We start from the raw sequence: 25,088 nt of genomic DNA, 5'->3' as shown, positions 1-25,088 counted from the left end.
AGCAAGCTTTGCTCCTACGTGGTTTGTGTGCGAGGCATGATTCCGATTACCGCTCGATCAACCGCCCCAACCCATCCAGCAACCGCTGCAGCGCGCCCTGATTGGTGCGCATCACCTTCAAGCCCGCCTCTGCCATACGCTGTGCATCACGTGGCAATTCGAACAGCCGCTGCACCGCCAGCGCCAACCCTTCGGCGTCCTCCACTTCCTGCAACGCGCCGGCGTTGCGTAACTGTGCGGCGATTTCGAGGAAGTTGAACAGGTGCGGACCACTGAGCACTGGCTTGGCCAGCGCCGCCGGCTCAAGCAGGTTATGCCCGCCGTTGGACACCAGGCTGCCGCCGACGAAGGCACTGTCGGCCAGCGCATAGAGAAACAGCAGCTCGCCCATGGTGTCGCCCAGCAGCACCGATGTACTCGCGGTGACCGACTCGCCTGTGGAACGACGGACCGTGGCAAACCCTTGCTGCTTGCACAACTCGAACACCGGGTTGAAACGCTCCGGATGGCGCGGCACCAGAATCAGCAAGGCATCGGGATGGTTCGCCAGCAATCGGCGATGGGCCGCGAGCACCACCTCGTCTTCACCCTCGTGGGTACTGGCGGCGATCCACACCGGGCGTTCCTGCGCCTGCCATTGCCCGCGTAACTCGGCTGCACGCTGTAACAGCTGCGGGTCGATGGTCAGGTCGAACTTGATCGAGCCGGTGACTTCAACGGTTTCAACCCGGGCGCCCAACTCACGAAAACGCTGAGCCTCGGCTTCGGTTTGCACCGCGAACAGGCTCATCTCGGCGAGCATCGGCCCCGTCAGTTTGCCGAAACGGCCATAGCCTTTGGCCGAGCGTTCGGACAATCGCGCATTGGCCAGCGCCACGGGAATCCCCCGCTTGGCGCATTGATGAATATGGTTGGGCCAGAGCTCGGTTTCCATGATCACCGCCAGCTTCGGTCGAACCCGGTCCAAGAAGCGCTTTGCCGCACACGGCAAGTCATAAGGCAGATAGCAGTGCTGGATGCGCGGCTCATTGGCAAACAGGGACTGAATGCGCTCCGAACCGGTGGGCGTCATGCAGGTCACGGTGATCGGCAGTTGTGGATAACGCTGCAGTAAGGCGCGAATCATCGGCGCTGCAGCAATGCTTTCGCCCACCGACACCGCGTGCACCCAGATACCACCGGGTTTCATCACCGGCATCCCGTAGGAGAAGCGTTCGCCGATGCGTTTGGCATAAGCCGGCGCCTTGCGTGCCCGCAGCCACAGCCGAATCGCCACCAAAGGCAGCCCCAGGTAAAACAGCGTGGTGTAGAGAGTTCTATTCATGGCGGCGGAGTTTATCGGGTTTTTCGCCGATCGCCTGCAAATGCACGGCAAATCGTTCCGCCAACCAGCGCGCGGCCGGCCCCAGTGGCTCATCACGACGCCAGACCAGCTCTACCACCAATGCCGGCGGGGTCCATTCGCTGCTCAGCTCGACCATCTGGCCATGGTAGGTCGGGTACTGCACCACATGGCGCGGCAGCCAGGCCCAACCGAGGCCGCGTACCAGCCATTCGGCCATTACGTAAAAACTATCGGCTCGCCAGACTTGCGGACTGGCCGGCTCGCTGCCCGGATAAACACTCGACTGGGTCGACATCAGCAATTGGCGATGTTGCGCCAGTTGCTGGCAATTGACCTGCGTCTGCTTCGCCAACGGATGATCAACACCACATACGGTGACCATTTCCACGCTGCCGAGCACTCGCCGCTCCAGCGCCTCGGGGATTTGATCATGAAAAAACAACAGACCGAGGTCGGCGCGGCGCTCCACCAGCTTGCGTGCGACTTCACCCTGGGCGGCGCTGGTCAATTGCACTTCAAGGCTGGGAAAACGCTCGGCCAGCGCCTCGAAGCTTTCGATGATCGGCTGATAAGGCATCGCCTCGTCCTGGGCCAGACGCAAGCGAGCCTCCTGCCCGCGCATCATCGCCAGCGCCCGGCCATTGAGGCGTTCACATTGGCGCAACACTTCCCGCGCCTCCTCCAGCAAAGCCTGGCCGGCCTCGGTGAGCTTCGGCTGGCGCCCGCTGCTGCGGTCGAACAGGCTCACGCCCAAGTCGTCCTCCAGCAACGCAATCGCACTGCTGACCGCTGACTGCGCCTTGCGCTGTTCACGCGCCACGGCAGAAAACGAGCGCTGCTCCGCTACGCTGACAAACAATCGCAGCTGCTCCAGATTCCATTGCATGCTCATGGCCATACCTATCTCATTGGCAGATAGGTAATGACTTTACCCCATCTGAAGAGTCTCTAGAATGCCGACCTCAGAAAGCAACACTTCACACGAGGATTGACCCATGACCGCTTACTACTACCTGGCCATAGCCATCTGCGCCGAAGTGATTGCCACTGTTTCGATGAAAGCGGTCAAAGGCTTCAGCACTCCACTGCCGCTGATTCTGGTCATTCTCGGTTACGGCATTGCTTTCTGGATGTTGACCCTGGTGGTGCGCAGCGTACCGGTGGGTGTGGCTTACGCGGTGTGGGCCGGCATGGGCATCGTGATGGTCAGCGTTGCGGCACTGTTTCTGTATGGGCAGAAACTGGATGTGCCGGCAATGCTGGGGATGGCGCTGATTGTCTTGGGGGTTGTGGTGATTCAGTTGTTCTCCAAAACTGCGGGGCATTGAGGGAAAGATTCGCAGCCTTCGGCAGCTCCTACATGGCTCAGGCGTAGGCTCTGTAGGAGCTGCCGAAGGCTGCAATCTTTTTTCCCGCCTCAGCTCTGTATACTGCGACCTTGTTTTGAACACTCGAGGTCGCCGCATGCCATCCGTTATTTCCACCGACGTTCTGATTGTCGGCGCTGGTGTCGCCGGCCTCTGGCTGAATGCTCGCCTACGCCGCCAAGGGTTTTCGACCGTGCTGGTGGAAAACGCCAGCCTCGGCGGCGGGCAAAGCGTGAAGTCCCAGGGCATCATCCACGGGGGTGCCAAATATGCGCTGCACGGCGCCCTGACCGGCGCTTCGGAAGCCATCGCCGATATGCCACGGCGCTGGCGCGAAGCCCTGGCCGGGAACGGCGAGCTGGACTTGTCCGGCGTGCGCCTGCTCTCCGAAGCCCACTACCTTTGGTCCCCCGGCACGATTGCTGGCAACCTCACCAGTTTCTTCGCCAGCAAAGCCGTGCGCGGCCGCGTCGATCAGGTCAAGGGCGACCAACTGCCACCCGCCCTGCAAGACAGACGCTTCAAGGGTAAGGTCTATCGCCTGGCCGAACTGGTGGTGGACGTGCCGAGCCTGATTCAGCGTCTGGCGGACTTGGCTGGTGATGGCTTGCTCGCCGGCCAGACCCTCGAACCGCTGCTGGAAGGTGGCGTATTGGTCGGCCTGAAAGTGGACGAACGCGAGATCCGCGCCCAACGCATCGTCCTGAGCGCTGGCGCCGGAACAGCGGCACTGCTCGAAACCCTGGGCCTTACCCGACCGGCCATGCAACGCCGTCCACTGCACATGATCCTCGCCAAGGGCCCAGGCCTCAAACCGATGTACGCCCACTGCCTGGGTGCCGGTACCAAGCCTCGCATCACCGTGACGACTCACCCGGCCGCCGATGGTCAATGGGTGTGGTACATCGGGGGCGATATCGCCGAGACCGACGGCGTAAACCGCGAGCCGGCCGAGCAAATCGCCACCGCCCAAAAAGAACTCGCCCAGTTGCTGCCGTGGATCGACCTGAGCACCGCGCAATGGGCCACCCTGCGGGTTGATCGTGCCGAGCCGCTGCAATCGGGCCTGGTTCGCCCGGACAATGCGTTTCTCGCCGAAGAAGGCCGGTTACTGGTGGGCTGGCCGACCAAGCTGGCACTGGCACCGGACTTTGCCGACCGGGTGATCGCCAGCCTTGAACGCGACGGCATTCAGCCTGGCCCCGCCACCGAGTTGCCGCCCCTGCCTAAACCACCGATGGGCGTCCCGGCCTGGGAGCAACTGCTGCCATGAGCCAGCCGACGCTGCATGACCTGCATCGCCCCCTGGGCAGCACCGGCCTGCTGGTATCGCCATTGGGCCTGGGGACCGTCAAGCTGGGCCGCGATCAAGGGGTAAAGTACCCCAGCGGTTTCCAGATTCCCGATGACGACGATGCACGCAGGCTGCTCAAATTGACGCGCGATCTGGGCATCAACCTGATCGACACCGCGCCAGCTTACGGTCGCAGCGAAGAACGCCTCGGTCCGCTACTGCGTGGGCAGCGTCAGGAGTGGGTAATTGTCAGCAAAGTCGGGGAAGAGTTTAACGACGGTCAGTCCCGTCACGACTTCACGGCCGCGCATACCCAAATGTCAGTGGAGCGCAGCCTGAAACGCCTGGAGACGGACTTCATCGATCTGGTGCTGGTGCACTCCGACGGCAACGATCTGGCGATTCTCAACGAGTGCGAGGTGTATGCGACCCTCGCCGCACTCAAGGCTGAAGGCAAGATTCGCGGGTTCGGTTTTTCCGGCAAAACCGTTGAAGGCGGCTTGAAGGCGCTGGAGCAAGGCGACTGTGCGATGGTCACCTACAATCTGAACGATCAAAACGAAAAGCCCGTCATTGACTATGCTGCTGCTCACGGCAAAGCCATTCTGGTCAAAAAAGCCCTCGCCAGCGGTCATGTGTGCCTGAGTCCGGGTGTAGATCCGGTGCGCGCCAGTTTCGAGCTGCTGTTCGAACACCCGGGTGTTGCCAGTGCTATTGTCGGGACCATCAATCCGCTGCACCTCGCCCACAACGTCGCGACCGTTGCCCAGGTCCTACGTAGCAACTGATGCCGCTCCACGCGGCCTTAAGCAGGAGCCGACATGCCGCGTACGCTCATAAGAAAGAACCCGAGCAACTTCAAGACCCTACCGTTATTCGTCGAAGCCACTCCCGAAGGCCTGAGTTATCAGAGCGTCGGAAGGCCGCTCAATTTTTCCCAGACCCTGCAGCGTCGTCGCCCGGTGACGGTTGCCGACACGGAGCGGTTTGCCCTTGAGCTGGCCAACCTCGGGGTGTCGGTGCGCCTGACGCTGCATTGGCAGAACCGCGATTACTGGGTGTTGGTGCGACAACGCCGGCAAGACCGTGGCGACGTGGTGCTCAAGTTGATTTCCGGCTACGTGCCGGCCCATGAGCTGAACCTGCCGCTGCACACGGCGATTCAGGAGATTGCCGAGGAGTGCCTGCTGGAAACGCCCGAAGGCTGGCTTGGCGGCCGTTTCAACGACACCTGGCTACCAGCGCCCTACTCGGCGGCCCTGCATTACCGTGAAGCCATGCCATTTCGCCTGTCGCCGCTGTCGGGCTCGGCGCGGCCGGTACGTTGCGCCAATCTGCCGCTGATCGAACGGCCGCGGGCCTATGTGCACTTGCCAACGGCATCATTGCAGTTGATCTACGATTTGCGCCTGGACGTTCCCAAGGAAGCCAAATCCCTGAGCCTGTTCCACGTCGACGAGCGACTGGAAGGCGATCAACTGGTGGCCCGGCTGGACCGCAAGCGCCCCGATCTGTACCTGATGCCCTTGCAGGACGGTCATCCTCTGGCCGAGCTCTACACCTTGAAGAAAGATCAACTGTACCCGGCGAGCACGCGCGGACTGTACCTGGCCGAAAGCTTTGCCCGACAGGAAGGCTGGCTGGTGAAGGATGAGCGGATTCGCTGGAAGGATTGGGTACGGCAGCAGGGATTGACGCCACCAGGGAAGAACTCGGGATTGGCGCTTTTGCGCGGCAAGGCGAAGCTACTGCTGAAGAAGATGGTACCGCGTAAAAAGGTCAGCTCCTGAAGCAAAAAATCGCAGCCTCTGTAGGAGCGAGCACGCTCGCGAAGGACATCATTAGCACCGCGCTTTACCTGAATGAATGCGGTGCGGTTGAGTTCATCGCGAGCATGCTCGCTCCTACAAGGGTTCACTCAGTCTTGCGGATTTTCTCGACGATCGCAGTCGTCGAACTGTTTTCCACCAGGCCCAGCACTTTTACCGTCCCGCCGTAAGCGGTCACGATGTCCGCGCCGACCACCTGATCGATCCCATAATCCCCGCCCTTGACCAGCACGTCAGGCTTGACCTCGCGCAGCAGGTTTTCCGGCGTGCCCTCGGGGAAGCTAATCACCCAATCCACCGCCCCCAGACCTGCCAGCACGGCCATGCGCCGATCGACACTATTGATCGGCCGGCCCGGCCCTTTCAGGCGGCTGACCGACGCATCGTCATTTACGGCAACGATCAACCGATTACCCTGCGCCCGCGCCTGCTCCAGGTACGTCACGTGGCCGGCATGCAGGATGTCGAAGCAGCCGTTGGTGAAAACGATCTTCTCGTTGTGCGCACGGGCATCATCGACGGCCAGCAGCAGTTGCTCGAGGCCCAGCACCCCACGCTCCGAACCCTCTTCGCGCTGAATGGCACGACGCAATTCCGGCGCACTGATGGCCGCCGTACCGAGTTTGCCGACCACGATGCCTGCCGCCAAATTGGCCAGGCCCACCGCGTGAGGCAACTCTTCGCCTGCGGCAATCGCGGCCGCCAGGGTGGATATCACCGTGTCACCGGCACCGGTCACGTCGAACACTTCACGGGCACGGGCCGGCAAATGCAGCGCCGGATGATCCGGGCGCAACAGCGTCATACCGTGCTCGCCACGGGTCACCAGCAAGGCGCCGAGCTCAAGATCGTGCATCAGCTGCGCGCCCTTGCTCACCAGCTCGTGTTCGTCGGCACAACCGCCGACGATGGTTTCGAACTCGCTGAGGTTCGGCGTGATCAGGCTCGCACCGCGGTAGATCGAAAAGTCCTTGCCCTTGGGATCGGCCAGTACCGGAATACCACGGGCACGGGCGGCCTGGATGAGCACCTGGTGATTTTTCAGCGCGCCCTTGCCGTAGTCGGACAGCACCAGCACCTTGATGCCTTCGAGCAATTCGTCGACCTGGACCGCCAACGCCATGGCGTCAGTGGCGAACGGTTCTTCGAAGTCGATACGCAGCAATTGCTGGTGACGGCTCATGACCCGCAGCTTGACGATGGTCGGCTGGTGCGCAACGCGCTGGAACAGCGCCCGCACACCGGCGCCCTTAAGGCTGTTGGCCAGGCTATCGGCGGCTTCATCGTCGCCGGTGACACCGACCAGCGAGGCCGGTGCGCCAAGGGCAGCAATGTTCAACGCAACGTTGGCGGCACCGCCCGGGCGGTCCTCGATGTGATCGACCTTGACGACCGGTACAGGTGCCTCAGGGGAAATCCGTGAGGTACCACCATGCCAGTAACGGTCGAGCATGACATCGCCGACCACCAAGACAGGGGCTTGATCGAATCGCGGCATGGACAACTTCATGGAGCAACCCACATACAAAATGAACAGGGGCGCGATATTAACACAGGGTTGGCAAAGGCTAGTGCGACGCCTGCAACGGGATGAAATAACGAAGATTCCCGAAAGAACCGCGTAGGCGCTGTCGAGTGGAACGAGGCTGCGATCTTTTGATTTTTAAAGCAAAGGATCGCAGCCTGCGGCAGCTCCTACAGGGAGATTGGGCCAGGCCCGACCTCCTGCCGCGTATCAGGCAATGTCTTCAGCCGGAGCATCCAGCCCCATCGCGTGCAGGCGCGAGTAGTAGCCGTTTTGCGCCAACAGTTGAGCGTGAGTGCCTCGCTCGACGATCTGGCCCTGGTCCATCACCAGGATCAGGTCGGCCTTTTCGATGGTCGACAAGCGGTGAGCAATAACCAGCGTCGTACGACCCTTCATGACCTGATCCAGCGCCGCCTGAATGTGACGCTCGGATTCGGTATCAAGTGCCGACGTCGCTTCGTCGAGAATCAGCAGCGGCGCATTCTTCAACAGCGCCCGGGCAATCGCCAGGCGCTGGCGCTGCCCGCCGGACAGCAGCACGCCATTCTCCCCGACCTGGGTATCCAGACCTTCGGGCATTTGCGAGATAAAGTCCATCGCGTAGGCGTCGGTGGCGGCTTTTTCGATGTCGGCGCGAGGAGCACCAGCCAGGTCGCCGTAGGCGATATTATTGGCAATGGTGTCGTTGAACAGGGTCACATGCTGGGTGACTTGCGCCACATGCCGACGCAGGTTGCGCAGGCGGTAGTCTTCGATTTCGACGTTATCGAGCAGGATTTCGCCGATGTCGTGATGATAGAAACGCGGAATCAGGCTGGCCAGAGTCGACTTGCCGCTGCCGGAGCGGCCGACCAGGGCGATCATTTGCCCTGGCGCCGCCGTGAAGCTGATGTTTTTCAGCACTTCACGCTCGGTTCCAGGGTAAGTGAAGCTGAGATTGCGCACTTCCAGGTGACCGTTGATGCGCTCACGTTCGACGGTGCCGTTATCGACTTCAGGTTCAACATCCAGTTGTTCGAAAATGCTTTCGGCCCCGGCAACGCCTTTCTGAATGGTCGAACTGACTTCCGACAGTTGCCGGATCGGCTTGGGCAGCAGGCCTGCAGCAGTAATGTAAGCCACCAGATCACCAGCAGTGGCGTCGCCGCGCAGAAACAGTACCAGGAACATCAACACCGCCATGGCGGTATAGATCACCAACTGCAGCATCGGTGTATAGACCGCACCGGTCTTGGTCATGCGCAACTGCTTGTCGGTGTTGCCCTGGCTGGCGGCGGCAAAGCGGCGCTCTTCATAGCTTTCACCGCCGAAGCTACGCACCACGCGATAGCCCTGGATGGTCTCGGAGGCCACATGGGTCACATCGCCCATGGCCACTTGGATCTTCTTGCTCTGCTTGCGGAATTTCTTGCTGGTGCTGCTTACCATCAGCGCAATGAGCGGCAGGATCGCCAGCATCACCAGGGTCAACTTCCAGTTCATCCACAACAGATAGGCAAACAGGAACACGACCGTCAGGCCTTCACGGATCACGACTTTAATGGCGTCCGTGGCGGCACCGGTCACCATGGTCACGTTAAAGGTGATGCGCGAAATCAGGTGGCCGGAATTGTGCGTATCGAAGTAGCGGTTCGGCAATACCAGCAACTTGTTGAACAGCTCGACGCGCAGGTCATGGACCAGCCCCAGCGAAACCTTTGCCAGGTAGTAGTTGCCAAGAAACGAGCCGAGGCCCTGCCACGCAGCGATCAGAATGATCAGCAAGGGCACGGCCATCAGCAGCTGCAAGTCTTTCAGATAGGGAACAGTGGGGAAGAGCACCGCTTCTGGGTTGCTCAAGCCATCGACGAAGTATTTGAGAATGCCGGCCAGCATTGGCTGCGTCGAGGCAAAAATCACGAAGCCGACAATACTGAGCGCAAACATGCTCCAGTACGGGCGCACATACGACAGCAGGCGCAGATAAATCTTCAAGCTCGACGGCGCAGGCGAATCAGGGCTAGTCATGAGAACCCGTTGTATGAGAAAAGAGCCCGCGAGTGTAACACAGGCCATTTTAGTCGCTTAGCTGCGGTAACATGGCCGGCTATCCATGCCTCATGGCGTCCACCCCCGGAGTATCGATGCAAGCGCTTGATCACACCCGATACCTCGCCTTGCGCGAGGGAGCACAAGTCCTGGAAGCGGATGGTTCGGGAGACAAGGTTTTGCGCCTGACAGATGGATCAATCCTCAAGCTGTTCCGTCGCAAGCGCCTGCTGACATCGGCAGTGTGGTACCCCTATGCCAAGCGGTTTGCCGACAATTGCGTTGCGCTGCGTGAACGGCAGATTCCCTGCCCGTCGATCCGCCAGGTCTACCGCATCCCGAGTATTGAGCGTGATGCCGTGCACTACGATCCACTGCCGGGGCAGACCTTGCGCCAGCTGCTGAATGCTCAGGAAGATGCCGATCCGCTGCGTGGTCAGCTTGGGGTTTTCATCGCCACCTTGCATGAGCGCGGGATCTACTTTCGCTCCGCACATCTGGGCAACATCGTGCTCACACCTGAACATCAGCTGGGTTTGATCGACATTGCCGATTTGCGGGTGTACTGCCGCCCGCTACGCAAGACACTGCGGCTGCGCAATTTCAAGCACATGGTGCGTTACCCGCAAGATCGCCAATGGCTGCTCGACGCGCAAGGCAAAGTCTTCATGCAGCATTATGGCCAGACCCAGACCACCTGCTCCCCGGAAGAACTGAACCGGGTCCTGCAAAAATAATCTGGCGACCTTCGCCTCCGGGGAGGAGGCGAAGGTCCGGTGTCATGCCAGCGCGGTGCGCTGCGCCTTCAGCACTCTCCCGAGAATCATGGCCCCCGGCAACAGCACCAGAGGCCACAACTCGTCTGGGTTACCGATCAGCAGGCTGCCGTCGAAGTTCAGCATGACCAGTGCACAAGCCAGATACATGCCCCAGGCGTCACGCAGACGCCAGGATTGCCAGAGTGTGGCCGCCATCAAGCCAATGAACAGCACCAGCGCCACCGCGCCGCTGTACAGCCCCAGCGCCACATAGATGTTGTGCGGATGCTGAATCGGCATCCAGCCGTCCAGCACCTGACTGGTGTGGAAACTGATGCCACAACCCAGCAGCCAGCCACAATGCTGCCACTCACCGACCATGATGTGAAAGATTTGGATGCGATAAGAGTCACCCCGAGCCCAGAGTGACTGGTACCAGGCTTCGTTATGCACAACCAGGTACAGCAAGCCGATCACTGCCGCGCTGATCGCCACCGCAGTGCCAACCAGCCGCGGCCTGTGGTAGAGACCATAGAGCAGCCACACGCTCAACAGAAACGCGACCCCAACCAACGCTGTACGCGTCTGCAGAACAAAGGTTGCGGCGAAAATTGACCAGAGAATGGCCACGGCGCCTTCGATCCAGCGACGCTCCCTGAACCACGAGGGCAACGCCAGCGCCAGCGCGCAGAACAGCCAGATACTGGCGTAGATGACATTCTGCAAGCGCGCCGGCAACAGCGCCATCCGGTCGCCGATTACATATTCATTGGTGACCCAGCTGTGAAGGGCGCAAACGAATATATACAACGCCAGGATCCAGAACTGCGCACGGACAAACCCTGGACTGCGGAAAAATTTCGGATCGCAGAAAGCGCCTATCACCATGACAAACATCATCACGTAGAAGACATGCTTGAAGAACTGCAACTGCCCGGCAATGGTTGCTGGCACCAGAAACCACAGGATGAACACCAGCCAGCCCAGGGCCAACGGCTGCCTGAGCAAGCCCGCACCGCGCTCCTTGATAAGGAACACCAGACCTGGCACCACCATCAGACCGTAGAATATATTGTTAGTCCATTTCGAGGACCAACCCACCACAAAGCTCAGCAGGAACAGACAGAGTACTGTTCCAAAATACGACGCTACCGTAATTTTCCCGGGTTTCATGCCTTTAAATCCCATGGAGCACCCAACCTGCTACCAGACCAAAAACCAAGGCCGCGATCAGTTTGAGTCGATCGAGGCGTTTACGTCGCACTTTGTTAATGCGCTCCTGCGGAACCACCACATGCTCACCGAAGCCCGTGTGTAGAACCGCATCATTTTCCAGAATTAACGCATAGCGATTTTGCGCGGCGTATACGCGCGACAAATCTTTTTCCCCGGAGAATGCGGAATAAGGTGCGTGGGCCAAATAGTCCGCACGGCGCCGCAGCCCAGGATTGAAGGAAAACCCCTGCCAGTCAGCCTTGTGCGAGCCCAGCACATAAAAAGGAATGCCATGGCTCATCTTGCGCTCGCTCAGGAACACATAAGGACTGTGAACCATCAGGTCGTGATTGAAGCTACGCAGCCACACCTGAAGCGCCTGCGGATCTTCTTCCAGCAAGCACTGGGACTCCTCGATGAACCCTTCACGATAAAAGTCCCAGTCGTCTTCGCAGTGAAAAATCCACGATGTCTGCACCTGAGCATAGGCAGCATCGATGGACTTCAACTGGCCCAGACGCGGATTATTGATGAAAAACTGGGTATGTGCCCGCCAGTGCTCCGGGATACAAGCCTCTACAGCACTGTCACCGGAGTCCTCGGTAATGAACACTTTACGGATGGGGGCCGTGTTGAACCGGTCAAATGTTTCGAGGGTTCGCTTCAACAAATCAAAGCGACCGCAACTGGTGATAACAACCGAAATATCGCTAGTCTCGCTGAACAGCATGTGTTTACACCGCACCCTAGATTATTGAATCGCCTGGTCTCACAGCCCCAGCGACAAGCGTAATTTTTCTTTCCAGTTCAGCGCAGCCCGCTCGCGCAATGGCGCGCGCATCGCGTCGACAATCGCATGCCCCAGTGCCCGGAAGCTGTACCGCTGTTCTACCAGTGTTTGCCCGGCCAATGAAATGGCCTCGGTCATCTGAGGGGACTCACGTAACACGGTCAGTTTTTCCCGGAGTTCATCGCGCGTTCGATAAAGCACAATGTTGTGCATGTCGACAAAACCGAGGGCGCGATTCTCTTCCTCTCCCTGGTCGTAGGCAAACAGCACGCAACCACAGGCCATGGCTTCAAAGTTTTTGATCATGTACTCGCCCATGCCGACGTCTGCACTGACGAAATAACGTATCCGACTCAGTGTTTCGCAGTATTCCTCGCCCGAGGTGGTACGCGTGACCAGCAGGTTTTCGACCTCGCCCACGGACTCAAGCATCGCCTTGCGCCCGGCATAAGCAACGCTGTTAAGGCTCCCGACAAAACCCAGTTCAATATCGCGCTCACGCTGACGGTTCTGCAACAACGCCTGGTCGTAGCCCTTGGGCACGAAATGGGCATCAAAACCCTCGTCGCGCAAACGCTGACTGACCATGAAACCCGAGCTGATCACCCGCGCCCACGGCAGCTTGCGGTAATGAGCACTGAATTTTCCGGTGTATTTGCACGGGATGTAATTCTGATAGGCATCGTGTTCCAGAATAACCAGATTGGGCACCGTTTGTATGAACCGCACCTGTCTGATTTCTTTTTTGAAACGCAGGAAGAACACGATCCGGTCGTAACGGGTCACATCGACATGCTTGCGGAAATACCCTCGCAAGTCGTCCTGCTCGGCACTGGTCAGCTCCCGCTTGTCGCAGTCGCACTGTTCGGCGATTCCGTCATACAGTCGGTCAAGGATCGCTCGCTGCTCTTTCTGCACCAGAAACAGAACTTTCAATTGGTCTCTCTCTTGCCAGTCAACTCTTGGACCCAGAACAGCTCGTGGCGTCGCACTGCTTTACGGAAGAACTCGTTTTCACCAAAAGCCGGCCAGCGTCGGGTGGCCAGGCAGCGTTGTATGCCTCGGCGAAGCAGGCGCTTGAAAGGAAGCCGAGGCTGAAGGTCGTGCATCATGCCCAATGACATCGCCTTGTGCCACTGCTGTTCAGATGACAGACAAGGTGCCCATGGCCGCAGTGGCTCAACTGCATCGAGCTGCGGCGGCAGCGCCACCCCGGTGCCCGCATCGCCCATTGGCCAGCGATCGTTGTCGTGCAAGTGATTGGCGTAATGCAAAAGGGTTTCGGGCTGCCAGGTGGTGCCGCTCAATGCCTGCATCACCGCCTGCTGGGAGCATAGATGGTCCGGATGCGGATCGAAACGCGGGTGTGGCAAAACGATGACCTGGGGCTGGATGCGCTCGATCAGTTCACGCAGATCGGCCAGCAGATTGCTCCAGGACGGCACGCCGTCGACATCACTGCCCAGGGTAAATGGATTGAACCTGCGGAAATATCGAGTATCGCCTAGCTGGGCCTCGCGAGACGCTACGGCTTCGTCTGGTGCGCCTTGCATCGCAGGCAATTGCAAACAGAAATAACCCAACTGGATGCATCGCTCCTGAGGCACGCCACCCCACAACGGCACGCTGACACTGTCCCAGGCACGAAGCGAGCCTTTCAACCGCGATGCCTGGACACCTGCAAGCCCCATCTGCTGATAGTGCTCGGCTTCGATTTCACCGGCGGTCAGGGTCACGATCCAGCTCTGACTGGCGCGGCTGTACAACCCAAATGCCGCCAATTCCGCATCATCGGCGTGCGGCGCAATCACCATCACCCGCTGACGGCTGTAGTCCGTGTGTTCGAAAGCCCAAAGCACAGGTTCGCCCAGCAGCCGACAAAAACGCCCTCGCAACCGTAGCTCCCCACGCGACAGCACCTGTGCCTGGCCACTGAGATTGAGATAACGCAGGCCGCTCACGCCACGCTCGAAGGTTTGCCGGTCCGGGTTATCGCCCCCGGACAACTCGACCACCGGATCGAAGAAACGCCCCAACCATGTACTTTTGACCCGTAGCGCCAACACCAGCGTCGCGTCGTCGACGAGCATCACACCCTCGTCCAGCCGTAAATGATCGCCGTTCAGGTGAACCTTGGGTTGCGGCGTGTAAGGCGGGAAGTTGTACTGGTAATCGTCTTTGGGCGAATAGAACAGGTGGTCGGCAAACCAGGCTTCATGGGCAATCCAGCCAAGAATCGCCAACAGCACCGGCAACCACCAGGTCACCAGCACACCGCAAACAACCAACACCCCCAGGGCAATCAACAGACCGATGCGTTTGTTGCGTCGATGACGCTTAAGCAGTTGCTGTTTGCGGCTCATGGGCTGGCTCATACGGTGTAGACCGGCACAGGGTTGCACCAGCGATCCTTGTATTCCCGATCGGCGCGACCGAAGGAAAACCGCAAGGGTTTATCCAGCGCCCGGGCGTGTTCCCAGGCGCTTTGGGTATTGAGGAAACTCAATACGCTGCCAGGGCTGAACTCGCGGGTTTCAGGGTCGACACCGCCATTGATGTATTCGACGCTGATCCACTGCGGCGTCTCGACGCGATACACCAGTTGAATCGCAATCGGCGCATCATTAAGGAAAATCACCGAACCGATCAGCAACTCGCGCAACAGCTCGATGACTTCGGCCATGCGCTCGGCACCTGTGGCCGGGAAACCCCAGCGACGCTGAAACAGGTCGCAATAGATTGCTGCCAGCTCAGCGCTGGAGAATTCGGACACCGGTCGCACCACGCCACCCGCCTCTTCCAGCAGCCGCAATTCGCGACGCTGGTTGTAGCGAAATTTCTTCGACAACTCTTCAGGTGTGCGGGCCATGGCCAACTGTTCGGCCTGCAGCTTGATGCCGGTGAAACGGTTTTCGTTCAGCGCCGACAAATACCGACCACGATGACGCAGCGGCGCCTGGGCATCGTCGGCAGCCGGCAAGATGATCTCGGCGTTGCCGAGGTCGAACAGACCCTTTTTGCCCCTGCGCTTGAGCACGTCCTTGGACAAAGCGAGGTCGCGGCCCCAGGTCGGGATCGCAGCCTTGACTTCGCCGTTTTGCTGCCAGGCCAGGTAACGCACCGGAATATCGGCCAACTGCGCCAGGCGTTCGACCACTATCGGATGGGTCGCGACGCTGCCGCCAAAACGCTGCCAGGCCTCAGCATAGGTCGAGGCATCCGCTACCGACCAGCCACGTTCGCGCCAGCCTTGAAATCGGTTGAGCATCAGCCCCTCGGTGCCAGTTCGATAACGTGTGGCAAATGCCAGAAAGCATCACGCACCGCGTGGTCAGAGAATCGCTCACGCAAGCGGTCGAGCATTAGCTCGGCACATTGGTGACGTTGCTGCGCGTCCATCGCGGCCAAGTGTTGCAGCCCTTGAGCCAGGTGTTCGGCATCGCCCAACGGGAACAGGATGCCCACGCCTTCCACCACTTCCTTCGCCCCGCCACACGCCGTGGCGAGCAATGGTACGCCAGCGGCCATGGCTTCAAGCAGCACCATGCCGAACGGCTCGTGATCGGAACTCAGGGCAAACACGTCGAAGGCACGGAAGTAACGCCGCGCCTCTGGCACTTGACCAAGGAACAGCACACGCCCGCCAATCCCCAACTCACGGGCCTGGGCCTTGAGATCCTCCTCCAGACGACCGCTGCCGAGTATCACCAGCTGACTGTTGGCCGGCAAACCCGGCAACGCCGCAGCAAACCCATCCAACAGTGTGGCCTGGTCCTTGTCCGGATGCAGGCGCCCGACGTTGCCGACAACCCAGGCATCCGCCGCCAAGCCGAGAATATCCCGAGCCTCGCGAGCCGATACCTGGCTGTCTTGCAGTGTTTGCACGTCGATGCGGTTATAGAGGGTCTGAATCCGCGAAGCCGACCATTTTGGCAGGCAACGGCGCATGTCATCGCGCACCGCATCGGACACCCCGAGCAGGCTCAGGCGCTTGCGGAAAATGTGCGCGAACAGCTTGCGCGAGCCACGTTTGTAATCGTCAAACGCGTGATGTACACCAATCACCGGCAATGAGGTGCCGAGCAGGGCGATGTAGATCGGCTTGAAGCGGTGAGCGATGCAGAAACTGAAATTGCGCGAAGCGGCGATCTTGCGCAGATCGCCGATGGCGCCCAGCTTCAGGCCGCGAATGGCCTTGGAGCTGTATTCCATGAACAACACTTCATCGGAGGCGCAACCGGCAGCGACTTCGGCGTCGGCGACCCCGGTAAGAAACACCGTGGTCACACGATAGCCAGTCCCCGCAAACAGGCTGGCGTACTGCCGGGCACAGTCCAGAAACGGCCCGTCATAACCGTGGCAGAACTGCAGTACATGGCGTTCAGCCGAGCGTGTCATAGGCGTTTGCGCCCTCTTTGACCACCAGGATGTCTTCCATGATCAGATACTGTAGATCCGAACCGAAGAACATGTTCAAGGCATCCGTCGGCGAGCAGATCATCGGTTCGCCACGACGGTTGAGCGAGGTGTTCAGCGACACGCCGTTACCGGTCAGTACTTCCAGCGCCTTCATCATGTCGTAGTAGCGCGGGTTGTATTCGCGCTTGAGCACCTGGGCCCGGGAAGTGCCGTCTTCGTGGACGACTTCCGGCACGCGGGTTTTCCACTCTTCAGCCACTTCAAAGGTGAACGTCATGAACGGCGCCGGGTGGTCGATCTTGATCATCTGTGGCGCGACGGTGTCGAGCATCGATGGGCAGAAAGGCCTCCAGCGCTCGCGGAACTTGATCTGGTGGTTGATACGATCGGCCACGCCGGCCACGCTCGGGCAACCGATGATCGAACGACCGCCCAGCGCGCGTGGACCAAACTCCATGCGCCCCTGGAACCAGGCCACCGGATTGCCATCGACCATGATTTTGGCGATCTGCTCCGGCATGTTGTCGAGCTTGCGCCAGGTTGGCTTGTTCTCATGACGGGCACAGGCCGCGATCACGTCTTCGTTGCTGTACGACGGGCCGAGGTAGACGTGCTCCATCTTTTCGACCGGAACGCCACGGGCGTGGGACACATAGGCTGCCGCGCCGACCGCAGTACCGGCGTCACCGGAGGCAGGCTGCACGAACAGCTCCTTGACGTCGTCGCGGGCGATGATTTTCTGGTTGAGCTTGACGTTCAACGCACAGCCACCGGCGTAAGCCAGTTTGCCGGTTTCCTTGAGCACGTCGCCCAGGTAGTAGTCGATCATCTGCAGCGCAATTTTTTCGAACAGCGCTTGAATGCTGGCAGCGTAGTGAATGTAAGGCTCGTCGGCGATGTCGCCTTCGCGCTTTGGACCCAGCCACTCGATCAGCTTCGGCGAGAAGTAGTAACCCTTGCCCTTCTCTTTGTAGCGACGCAAGCCGATGACGTTGGCGTAATCGGTGTTGATCACCAGCTCGCCATTTTCGAACGAAGCCAGGCGCGAGAAATCGTATTTGCTGGCGTCGCCATACGGCGCCATGCCCATGACCTTGAACTCACCGTCGAGCATATCGAAGCCGAGGAACTCGGTGATCGCGCCGTACAGGCCGCCGAGGGAGTCCGGATCGAAGAATTCCTTGATCTTGTGGATCTTGCCGTTTTCGCCATAACCGAAGAAGGTCGTGGCGTACTCACCCTTACCGTCGATGCCCAGGATCGCGGTTTTCTCCTTGAAACCGGAGCAGTGATAGGCGCTGGAGGCGTGGGCCAGGTGGTGCTCGACCGGTTCGATCTTGATCTTCTTCGGATCAAAACCCAGTTGCTCCAGGCACCAGACGATTTTATTGCGATAGCGCTTGTAGCGACGGTTGCCCATCAGGATTGCATCGAGGGCACGATCCGGGGCGTACCAGTAACGCTTGGCGTACTGCCAGCGGGCCTTGCCGAACAAGCTGATCGGCGCGAACGGAATCGCTACCACGTCAACGTCGGAAGGTTTGATACCGGCCTGTTCCAGGCAGAACTTCGCCGATTCGTAGGGCATGCGGTTCTTTGCATGTTTATCGCGAACGAAGCGCTCTTCTTCGGCCGCCGCGACCAGCTTGCCGTCGATGTACAGGGCTGCGGAAGGATCATGGCTAAGGGCGCCGGACAGGCCAAGAATCGTCAATGCCACAGGGGTCTAGCCTCTTTAGTCTGCATTCAGGCGCCGTGGCGCCTCAAAAATGATGTGCCTTCGCAAGGAGCGCGAGGCAGCTAAAGGGCGGGATTATAGCTTAAAAGCAGCTTCAAGCCTCTAGCCACAAGTGGCAAGCTTGCGTGACGGTGGCGCAAACCTGTTTATCCACCAGCGGGCCGCCAGTAAATAGGGAGATTGCCATCCGCACCTTGCCGGTAAACCGTATACGGTAAAACCACCGTGTCCAGTGCGCCGGACAACGCCAGGTCCAGCAAAACAAGCGGTACAAGGATTCCTGTGGGGTCGGGCGGTGCGTTCAACACACAAAAATCGTAAGCCAGGCCACTGTAGACCCGGGGAATGGACTGACAATAGGTTTTTTGCTTTCGAAGCCCCTGAGCTGCGGTGGACTCATCCTGAAACACTGTTGAGACAGTCCCGCATCCTGTCAAAGCGAGTGAGATAGCACCTGATGCGACTACTGATTTTATTGTCAAAGTCTGCCCTCCAAGAACGTCAGGCAAACTAGCATCGCAGTCATTCAAGCCACAGTTCATGGCTTCCCAATATCTTGTAGGACGGTTCACAAGCACCTGCCCACTGATCTCGGACTAATGCTCTGGGCCCTTCGCGGGCAAGCCCGCTCCCACAGGATTAGTGTGTGTCCGCAACATCCGTGAGCACCACCCTTTACTGTGGGAGCTGGCTTGCCAGCGATGGTGGTGGATCAGTTGTCATGGATGTTGAATGTGCCGATCCCTTCGCGGGCAAGCCCGCTCCCACAGGTTTAGTGTGTGCCCGCAACATCCGTGAGCACCACCCATTACTGTGGGAGCTGGCTTGCCAGCGATAGGACCGAAGGTCCGATTCAGGCAGCGCTGGAGACGTCTTTGGGCAACCGCTGGTCAATGATCTGATACAGCGCACTACTCTCAGGCCAATTACGCATGAACCGCGCCCGATCCCGAGCATAAGCCGGGGCAAAGCTGCCAAGCGAGCCGTGCTGACACATCGAATCCAGATCGATCAACGCCCAGCGATCGTCCTGCCAAAACAGATTGTGCCCCTTGAAATCACCATGGCTGATTCGCTCACGAATCAGCTCTGCGAACAGGTGGTCGAGCGCCAGCAATTCGCTTTCGGGTGCATCACCGCTGTCTACATACGGTGCAAAGCGTTCGATGATGTCCGGGCCCGACAAATGTTCGGTGATCAGATAAGCCCGACTGCGCAACCAGAGAAAGCGCTTTTCCAACAATGCCAATGGCTTGGGCGTGGCAATCCCGAGGAACGCCAGACGGTTGCCCTCACGCCAGGAATGCCAAGCCCGGCTCGGACGCCAGAAGCGCTTGAGCCAGTGGGCAAAACCCTTGATGTTGTAACGTTTGATCACCAACGTACGACCGTCCACCAAGACCTTGCCAACACTGGCCGCACCACCGGTCTTGTACAAATGACCCTGATCGAGCAAGGCATCGGCCTGCGCCAATACCGGCAGCATCGCCGCTTCTTCCTCGCGGCGAATGGCCCGTAAACCGAACGCGCCGCGCTGGACGCTGAACAACGTGCATTCGCGACCGGCCTTGATTAGAAAGTCTTTGAGCCGCCAGTCACGCACCTTGTCGATCTGCTTTTGCAGCGCTTCCATGGGCAACGCATGCTCGCCGTTGCTCAACAGGTAGTACACCAGCAACTCTTCAATGAACGGTTCCAGTGTCTTGGGCAACTGGGCAAAAAACACCCCAAGGTTTTCCAGGACTTTCTGCCGCGACAGTGGCTGGCCTGGTGTTTCGGTGCATATCCCGGCGCCATCGATCAGGTACAGTCGATTGCCCTGGCGCAGCAGGTTGTCCAGGTGCAGGTCTTCCTGCCACAAGCCTTTACGATGCATCTGCCCGATTGCGCCTAGCGCCTCTGCCAGCACCGCCGATTGTTCATCGGCCAGCACCGGCAAGGGCTCGACTTGCTGCCAGGCATCGCCCAGGCTAGTTGCACCATCCAGAAACTCGAACAGCAGCCAACCGCCTTCGCCCTCCTTGAGCCCTTCCACCAACAGTTGCGGCGTGGTCAAGCCTTGCGCTGCGAGCAAGCGCACGCCATCCAGCTCCCGTTGAAAATGCCGTGCCGCCTTGCTACCGACCAGCAGCTTGGCCAATACCGGGCGGCCTCGCCAGACGCCCGCACCGACATAACGCTGCCCAGGCAGCACCCGCAGCAGGCTGAGCAACTGCAAATCGGCCGGTCCCGCGGCATCGGCCAACGAAAGGCTCAAAGGAAGCACCGGACTGCGGCCAAGATTTTTCAGTTCAGACAACCGCATCAGCGCTCCTCCTTGTAGCTGCGCCGCGAGGTCAAGCGATTGAGCCAGCTATCGATCAACGAACTGTCCTGCGGCTGATCCAGATAGGCGGCCAAAAAAATGCGCAGTTGCGCTTCGCTCCATTCAGGTGCACGACGCAGCAGCGGCTCGAGATCCTTGACCCGGTCGCGCTGACCGAGCAGCAAAGGCCGGGTCTTTTCCAGGTCGATCAGTTGGGCCTCATAGCCGTCGGCGGTGACGCACAGAAAAATGTGCTTTGGATAAAAGCAGCCATGCACCTGGCGCTTGCCGTGCAGGCGCTGCGCCAGTGTTCCGCAGGCCTGCAAAATGGCGGTGTGCTGTGCTTCGCTCAGATCCGACCAGCGCTGCAGCAGCGAATCCAGATCATCCCAGCCGTCCAGGGCACGGGTCAGCAAGATCGCCCGAACTTCACCGTCGACCTTGCGCTCACCGAAAAACACCGCATCCAGCGCCGGGATGCCAAGCGCTTCATAGCGGCTGATGTTGCGAAATTCCCGGGCAAAACTCGGCTCGCCAAAGGGTGCGCGCAGGGTACGCATCTGGTAATTGCTTTGACGCTTGAGGTAGTAGCCACGACCTTCCAGGTCCAGTCGAAACACGCTGCTCCAACCCCCGGGAAGGGTGTTGGGCTCGTCCACGGCATCGAGTTGCCGGGCCCATAGCGCGTCGAACGAGCCGAGGCCGTGGCGCTCGAGCAGCGCACGGTCTTCAGCGGCCAGAAAATCAGTCATTCACGTCCCTCGAAAAATCTCACCACATGCCGGATCCGCTTTTTATCAGCGGCCGTCAGGTGGGTACTTTGGCGGTATTGCAGGTAAAAGCGCAGGCGCTGGGTGGCCGACAATTGATACTTGGCAACCTTGTCCAGACACGCCAGGTCCTTGGTGATGCGGTACTTGAGCCAGAATCCGCTCCAGAAATCACCGTTAGGGCAGTCGATAAGGAACAACTTGGCCTGATCGTCGACCAGCAAATTGCGCCACTTCAAATCGTTATGGGTAAAGCGATGCTCGTGCAGGGTCCGGGTGTGGTTGGCCAACTGACGACTGACCGTGTCGACCCAAGCGCGGTCCGCCAGCTTTGGGTCGCGCCGCTCGGCCAGGGCCGACAAGTCTACGGTATGCGGCAATTCACGGGTGATCATCGCCCCGCGAGCGTAGGCCGCCCCGCGACGCTCCAGACCCCACGCCACCACTTCGGCGGTAGGGATACCCCACTTGGCGAAACGCTTGAGGTTTTGCCATTCCATTTTCACCCGTGGCTTGCCGATATACCGACGCAAACCTTTTCCGGCGCCCACGTAGCGTTTGACGTAATAGTTGACGCCATTGCGCTGGACGCGAATGACCTCCGACAGCAAGTCGCGGGTCAGGCGCTCGCCCTGAAGCGCAAACACAGCGTCAAGACTGCCGAAGTCCTCGGCCAGATCGCTGTAAGCCGGTTCCAGTGTCCAACCCGGCATCAGAGCGCGTCCCCATATCGCTGTTTGCGGTCGTAGAGTTTATTGGCTTTGCCCTCGAGCCAGCTCAACAGTGCGGCCTCTTCGCTGAGAATCTGCCGCAGCGGCTGTTGAAAGTAACCTTTGAGGAAGCGCAGTTTGTCCCGGCGCGTCAGGCCGATGTCCAGGGCTGAGAAATACAGCGCTGCCAGATCCTTGTTGCGCCAGCGTTGAGTGATCGCCGGGCGAGTCTGGGCGCGGTGCAGGTCGATCACCGAGAGTTTGAAGTCGTCGGCGGTCACCGGCTTGTCGGTATGCAGCAGGAAGTGGCAGATATAGCAGTCACGGTGGTTGACCCCGGCGCGATGCATCATGCCGGTCATGCGCGCCACTTCGGCGATCAGTGCACGTTTGAGCTTGGGCTGCGGCGGTTGCTTGACCCAGTTGATGCTGAAGTCTTCGAGGCTGACGGTCGGTGCCAGCTCTTCGGTGACGATGAACGAGTGCTGATCCGCAGGATTACTGCCCCTTTCACCATACGCAACAGCCGTCATGGTCGGCACGCCGACTTCTTGCAGGCGCTGGATAGCCGTCCATTCCTGGCCCGCGCCGAGGACCGGCAATTTGGCGGTCAACAGGTTCTTGAAGATCTCGCCCCAACCGATGCCACGGTGGATCTTCACGAAAAACCCGTTGCCGTTCACTTCAGTGCGCAGGGTACGGCGGGCTTCAAGCTCGCGGTACACCTCACCCTTGAGCCCCTCAACCTCGGCGAACGGGTCGCGTCCGGCCCAGAGGCTCTTGAACGGTTCAGCCAGCATCAACTTCATTTAAGCGTGCTCCGCCAGAATCACATCGGCCGCGTGCTGCGGCATGCTGTAGAGGTCGGCCGTCTCGGCGAAGGCCAGACCGTTGCGGCTCCAGGCCGCCCGTGCCTGAGCGTCGTTCAACATGCCGGTCAGGTACTGCGTCAGTTGTGCCTGATCGAAAGGCTCGTCCAGAACCAGGCCGGCATCGGCCTCGGCAATGTAATGGGCATAACCACAGACCGCACTCACCAGCACCGGCAACCCGGCCACCAGGGCTTCAAGCAGCACCGTACCGGTATTTTCGTTGTAGGCCGGGTGGATCAACAGATCGGCGCCCAACAGGAAACGCGGGATGTCGCTGCGCCCCTTGAGAAACGTCACGTTGTCGCCAAGACCCAATGTGGCGCTCTGCATCTGAAATAATTTGGGGTCGTCCTGGCCAATTACAAACAGCCGGGTGCGTTTCTTCAGATCGGCGGGCAATGCCGCCAGCGCCTTGAGGCTGCGATCGACACCCTTGGTCTTGAACCCAGAGCCGATTTGCACCAGCAAAAGCTCATCGTCCTTGAGGTTGAATTCGGCGCGGAACCCGGCGCGTATTTCGTCCGCATCCGCCGGCCGGCGGCGGTCTTGAGCAATACCCGGCGGCAGCAAATGGAAGCGTTCGAGAGGCGTGTCGTAATGCTTGATGAACAGCGGCTGCTGCACTTCGGAAATCATCAGCACTTCGGTCTTGGCGTCCTTGGCGAACACCGCGCGCTCGTATTCGGCGAAATGGCGGTAGCGCCCCCAGCGCCGGTACAGCGAGTTGCGCAGGTTCTGCGCCTTGTCCTCGAAGCAACCGTCGGCCGCGTAATACACGTCCAGACCGGGCATCTTGTTGAAGCCGATCAAGCGGTCGACAGGCCGCTTGGCCAGGTCCGCCTCCATCCATTCACTGAGCTTTTCGTTGCGCCGATGGTTGAAGAACGCCTTGACCGGAGCCACTAGCACTTCAAAACCCGGTGGCACCTCGCCCTCCCAGATCAGCGTGTAGACGCGAATCTGGTGGCCGCGTTTTTGGCATTCCAGGGCAATGCGCATGAAGTCACGCTGCAAGCCACCAAACGGAAAGTATTTGTACAAAACGAATGCCAATTGCATCAGCGCAGCTCCTCAGCCAGTAACAACGTGCTCAGTCGGGTCGCGACACGCTCGGGATTCAGGCGCGTGAAGCACAATGGCCACTCGCGCTTGAGGTCAAACTGACGGGCATCTTCAGCCGTCGGTTGATAAGTACACTTCTTTTGCAGGCACGGCGCGCAAGGGAAATCGCTGGCCAGGTGAATCTGCGACTTGCCGTAGGCACCGGTCAGGCCGGGGTTGGTCGGACCGAACAGCGAGAGCGTCGGCACGTCCAGCGCGGCGGCCAAGTGGCCGAGGCCGGTGTCCACCGCCACGCAAGCCTGGGCGCCGGCCAGTACTTTGCCGACACCGGCCAAGTTCAGTTTCGGCAACACCTCGACGTGCTTCATGTCCTTGGCGATGCGTTCGGCGCGGGCCTTCTCGATCGCGTTGCCCCAGGGCAATTTCACCCCGACACCCAGATAACCGACCCGCTCGGCCAGCTCGCGCCAGTAGGCTTCAGGCCAGTGTTTGGTATCCCAGGTGGTGCCGTGCAGGAACAACACGTAAGGATTCTTTCGCGGTAGCTCCACCAGGCGCTCGACGCTCAGGCCATAGTCGCCCAGGCCCTTGGGCAAGTCATAACCCAGGGCCACGGCGAACAGCTGGCGCACCCGCTCCACCGCATGTTGCCCACGGGCTACGGCCAGGCGTCGGGAATAGAAACGTGCGGCAATCGGCTCCCGGGCCGAATCCTTGTCGAGCCCGGCGACCGGGGCTTTGACATAACGGGTCAGCAAGGCGCTTTTCAACAAGCCCTGGGCATCGATAACCAGATCGTATTTCGTGGCGCGCAGGCTTTGCTTGAAACGCTTCCACTCGCCACTTTTGATGGTTTGCCAGATGTTCTTGCGCCAGCGACGGATCGCCACCGGAATCACCTTGCCCACGGCTGGGTGCCAGGTGGGGATTTCGGCAAAGCCTTCTTCCACCACCCAGTCAAAGGTGATGCCGGGAATCGCCCGTGCCGCATCGGTCAGCGCCGGCAACGCGTGAATCACGTCGCCCAGCGATGAAGTCTTGATCAGCAGTACCCGCAA

General features: G+C 59.7%; 23 protein-coding genes. 5 read left to right on the top strand and 18 right to left on the bottom strand.

Features of this window, described 5'->3' with window-relative positions; all coding sequences use genetic code 11:
- Positions 1–46: 46 nt before the first annotated feature.
- A complete protein-coding gene (gene waaA, locus ABTV22_RS02305) occupies positions 47–1,324 on the bottom strand; it encodes a lipid IV(A) 3-deoxy-D-manno-octulosonic acid transferase (protein WP_433738378.1) in 1,278 nt (425 codons plus the stop codon).
- Positions 1,317–2,237: a LysR family transcriptional regulator gene (locus ABTV22_RS02300; RefSeq protein ID WP_433738377.1), complete on the bottom strand. Its 921-nt coding sequence runs from the start codon at positions 2,235–2,237 to the stop codon at positions 1,317–1,319. The genes waaA and ABTV22_RS02300 overlap by 8 nt, the downstream gene beginning before the upstream one ends.
- 103 nt (positions 2,238–2,340) lie before the next feature.
- Here ABTV22_RS02300 and ABTV22_RS02295 point away from each other — a divergent pair, with 103 nt between their 5' ends.
- The 4 genes from ABTV22_RS02295 (at position 2,341) to ABTV22_RS02280 (ending at position 5,796) form a co-directional block, all read left to right on the top strand.
- Positions 2,341–2,673 (top strand): DMT family transporter, encoded by a 333-nt coding sequence (locus tag ABTV22_RS02295; protein ID WP_433738376.1) that lies wholly within the window; start codon positions 2,341–2,343, stop codon positions 2,671–2,673.
- A 136-nt stretch (positions 2,674–2,809) separates the two neighbouring features.
- Positions 2,810–3,985 carry an NAD(P)/FAD-dependent oxidoreductase gene (locus ABTV22_RS02290; RefSeq protein ID WP_433738375.1) on the top strand — a complete coding sequence of 392 codons (1,176 nt, stop codon included), beginning with the start codon at positions 2,810–2,812 and terminating at the stop codon, positions 3,983–3,985.
- On the top strand, positions 3,982–4,794 hold the full coding sequence (locus tag ABTV22_RS02285; protein ID WP_433738374.1) for an aldo/keto reductase: 813 nt from the start codon (positions 3,982–3,984) through the stop codon (positions 4,792–4,794). The genes ABTV22_RS02290 and ABTV22_RS02285 overlap by 4 nt, the downstream gene beginning before the upstream one ends.
- 33 nt (positions 4,795–4,827) lie before the next feature.
- Positions 4,828–5,796 carry a metal ABC transporter ATPase gene (locus ABTV22_RS02280; RefSeq protein WP_433738373.1) on the top strand — a complete coding sequence of 323 codons (969 nt, stop codon included), beginning with the start codon at positions 4,828–4,830 and terminating at the stop codon, positions 5,794–5,796.
- A 124-nt stretch (positions 5,797–5,920) separates the two neighbouring features.
- Here ABTV22_RS02280 and hldE read toward each other — a convergent pair whose 3' ends face one another.
- Both hldE and msbA read right to left on the bottom strand, forming a co-directional pair.
- Positions 5,921–7,345 (bottom strand): bifunctional D-glycero-beta-D-manno-heptose-7-phosphate kinase/D-glycero-beta-D-manno-heptose 1-phosphate adenylyltransferase HldE, encoded by a 1,425-nt coding sequence (hldE, locus tag ABTV22_RS02275; RefSeq protein ID WP_433738372.1) that lies wholly within the window; start codon positions 7,343–7,345, stop codon positions 5,921–5,923.
- Positions 7,346–7,570: 225 nt separating this feature from the next.
- Positions 7,571–9,370, bottom strand: coding sequence for a lipid A export permease/ATP-binding protein MsbA (gene msbA, locus ABTV22_RS02270; protein ID WP_433738371.1), 1,800 nt, complete (start codon positions 9,368–9,370; stop codon positions 7,571–7,573).
- Positions 9,371–9,486: 116 nt separating this feature from the next.
- Between msbA and ABTV22_RS02265 the strand changes: the two genes are divergently transcribed.
- On the top strand, positions 9,487–10,128 hold the full coding sequence (locus ABTV22_RS02265; RefSeq protein ID WP_433738370.1) for a toluene tolerance protein: 642 nt from the start codon (positions 9,487–9,489) through the stop codon (positions 10,126–10,128).
- Between the two features lie 42 nt (positions 10,129–10,170).
- On the opposite strand, the gene ABTV22_RS02260 is transcribed toward ABTV22_RS02265, so the two are convergent.
- The 14 genes from ABTV22_RS02260 to waaC all read right to left on the bottom strand — a co-directional run bounded on the left by ABTV22_RS02260 (position 10,171) and on the right by waaC (position 25,088).
- Entirely contained in the window at positions 10,171–11,322 is a 1,152-nt protein-coding gene (locus ABTV22_RS02260; RefSeq protein ID WP_433738369.1) for an O-antigen ligase family protein, read from the bottom strand.
- Between the two features lie 4 nt (positions 11,323–11,326).
- Entirely contained in the window at positions 11,327–12,094 is a 768-nt protein-coding gene (locus tag ABTV22_RS02255) for a glycosyltransferase family 2 protein (protein WP_433738368.1), read from the bottom strand.
- Between the two features lie 39 nt (positions 12,095–12,133).
- On the bottom strand, positions 12,134–13,090 hold the full coding sequence (locus ABTV22_RS02250; protein WP_433738367.1) for a glycosyltransferase family protein: 957 nt from the start codon (positions 13,088–13,090) through the stop codon (positions 12,134–12,136).
- Positions 13,087–14,517, bottom strand: coding sequence for a PIG-L deacetylase family protein (locus ABTV22_RS02245; protein WP_433738366.1), 1,431 nt, complete (start codon positions 14,515–14,517; stop codon positions 13,087–13,089). The genes ABTV22_RS02250 and ABTV22_RS02245 overlap by 4 nt, the downstream gene beginning before the upstream one ends.
- An 8-nt stretch (positions 14,518–14,525) precedes the next feature.
- Complete coding sequence (locus ABTV22_RS02240; protein WP_433738365.1) at positions 14,526–15,422, bottom strand: antimicrobial resistance protein Mig-14; 897 nt, start codon at positions 15,420–15,422, stop codon at positions 14,526–14,528.
- Positions 15,422–16,552 (bottom strand): glycosyltransferase, encoded by a 1,131-nt coding sequence (locus ABTV22_RS02235; RefSeq protein WP_433738364.1) that lies wholly within the window; start codon positions 16,550–16,552, stop codon positions 15,422–15,424. The genes ABTV22_RS02240 and ABTV22_RS02235 overlap by 1 nt, the downstream gene beginning before the upstream one ends.
- Positions 16,536–18,293: a carbamoyltransferase family protein gene (locus ABTV22_RS02230; RefSeq protein WP_433738363.1), complete on the bottom strand. Its 1,758-nt coding sequence runs from the start codon at positions 18,291–18,293 to the stop codon at positions 16,536–16,538. Before ABTV22_RS02230 ends, ABTV22_RS02235 begins: the two co-directional genes overlap by 17 nt.
- Before the next feature lie 164 nt (positions 18,294–18,457).
- A complete protein-coding gene (locus ABTV22_RS02225) occupies positions 18,458–18,793 on the bottom strand; it encodes a YceK/YidQ family lipoprotein (protein WP_433741272.1) in 336 nt (111 codons plus the stop codon).
- Positions 18,794–19,164: 371 nt separating this feature from the next.
- On the bottom strand, positions 19,165–20,616 hold the full coding sequence (locus ABTV22_RS02220) for a lipopolysaccharide kinase InaA family protein (RefSeq protein ID WP_433738362.1): 1,452 nt from the start codon (positions 20,614–20,616) through the stop codon (positions 19,165–19,167).
- Positions 20,616–21,368, bottom strand: coding sequence for a lipopolysaccharide kinase InaA family protein (locus tag ABTV22_RS02215; protein ID WP_433738361.1), 753 nt, complete (start codon positions 21,366–21,368; stop codon positions 20,616–20,618). Before ABTV22_RS02215 ends, ABTV22_RS02220 begins: the two co-directional genes overlap by 1 nt.
- Positions 21,365–22,099 (bottom strand): lipopolysaccharide kinase InaA family protein, encoded by a 735-nt coding sequence (locus ABTV22_RS02210; RefSeq protein ID WP_433738360.1) that lies wholly within the window; start codon positions 22,097–22,099, stop codon positions 21,365–21,367. The genes ABTV22_RS02215 and ABTV22_RS02210 overlap by 4 nt, the downstream gene beginning before the upstream one ends.
- Entirely contained in the window at positions 22,099–22,905 is an 807-nt protein-coding gene (gene rfaP, locus ABTV22_RS02205; RefSeq protein WP_433738359.1) for a lipopolysaccharide core heptose(I) kinase RfaP, read from the bottom strand. The genes ABTV22_RS02210 and rfaP overlap by 1 nt, the downstream gene beginning before the upstream one ends.
- On the bottom strand, positions 22,906–24,027 hold the full coding sequence (locus ABTV22_RS02200; RefSeq protein ID WP_433738358.1) for a glycosyltransferase family 4 protein: 1,122 nt from the start codon (positions 24,025–24,027) through the stop codon (positions 22,906–22,908).
- Positions 24,027–25,088: a lipopolysaccharide heptosyltransferase I gene (gene waaC, locus ABTV22_RS02195; protein WP_433738357.1), complete on the bottom strand. Its 1,062-nt coding sequence runs from the start codon at positions 25,086–25,088 to the stop codon at positions 24,027–24,029. The genes ABTV22_RS02200 and waaC overlap by 1 nt, the downstream gene beginning before the upstream one ends.

The sequence above is a fragment of the Pseudomonas putida genome (assembly GCF_050990305.1).
Taxonomy (GTDB): Bacteria; Pseudomonadota; Gammaproteobacteria; order Pseudomonadales; family Pseudomonadaceae; genus Aquipseudomonas; species Aquipseudomonas putida_AH.
Note: the sequence above shows the minus strand (reverse complement) of the source record. Positions and strands in the feature narration are given on the sequence as shown.